Source organism: Blautia glucerasea, from assembly GCF_020537505.1.
GTDB lineage: Bacteria > Bacillota > Clostridia > Lachnospirales > Lachnospiraceae > Blautia_A.
Genome location: NZ_JAJBMO010000079.1, coordinates 1 through 1019 on the forward strand (window position 1 = coordinate 1; position 1019 = coordinate 1019).

Annotated in this window: 2 protein-coding genes; both read right to left on the reverse strand. The window is 50.4% G+C overall.

Features of this window, described 5'->3' with window-relative positions; translation table 11 throughout:
* Positions 1 to 256 (reverse strand): amidoligase family protein (locus LIQ05_RS19275; protein ID WP_264292815.1); only part of this gene is annotated, 256 nt, incomplete at its 3' end.
* Between the two features lie 44 nt (positions 257 to 300).
* Positions 301 to 1019 (reverse strand): DNA cytosine methyltransferase (locus LIQ05_RS19280; protein ID WP_226822926.1); only part of this gene is annotated, 719 nt, incomplete at its 5' end.

Below are 1019 nucleotides of genomic sequence, written 5' to 3' on the forward strand. Positions count from 1 at the left end.
CCACTTCCTGGAGTTTCCCCATTTCCGAATATTCCAATTTCGGGGATACCATTTCTGTCGAATAATCTCCATCGGCATCTATTACAGTACCATTTGCCAGCCTTTCACAGTCGATACTGCTGTCTCTTGAAAATTTCCACGTTTTTCCATCTGAATCTTTTACACACCAGGAATCGTAAGAACGGATATGATATGGCTCTGTTCCGAACATTCTTCCAACAGCGGCAGCCGCATCATAGCGGCTGATACCTGTCATCTCAATCTCTGTACCAAAATACTGGTCTTTTAGGTCGATCTGCCTCACCCACCCTTCACTTCTGGAACAGGTGAGCCGCTTCGGATCTCTTCATCTACTGCTTTCAAATTTCTGCCTATTGCTTCAATGACATTGACAGTGACACCATTACCGGCCTGCTTGTAAAGCTGGTTATCCGATGTTTCTTTTTCCATCTTGGAAATCTGACCATCCCGATATCCCTGCAGCCGCAGACACTCCCTTGGCGTCAGCCTGCGGATTCTGCCGTGGTAAATCACTCCATGACGGTCAGTTGCCGTAATGGTGAACATTGGCTCTTCCGGTTCTTTCATCCTTCTTCCATTCTGGCGGACTTTTTCCTTGGCCGGTGTCAGCACTGCCCTTGGCGCTTCTTCCACCAGCACCCCGGAACTTTCGCCTCTGTGGTTATGGATGCTGGAATCCTGTCTGGTATTCAGACATCTTGCAACGTCTGTCACCAGCGGCGGAGGGGAGATATCTACAAAATGCAGTGTTCCCTGCTGGTTTCCGGTCGTCAGGGTATGGGCGATCTCATGCCCGACTCTCCCCCTGCGACTGTTGATTCCCGGATATCCGAGATCGATGCTGTCCCCCTCGTAGGCCATCTTGTATCCTTTTCGGGTGTTTTCCTTGATTGGGATACCGACTTCGTATAATCCGGTCTTGCCGCCCATACCACCAGCCCCGCTGGTCAGCGTGCAGCTCAGTCCTTCTTCTGCGTAGACTCTTTCTCCCTGTTTGC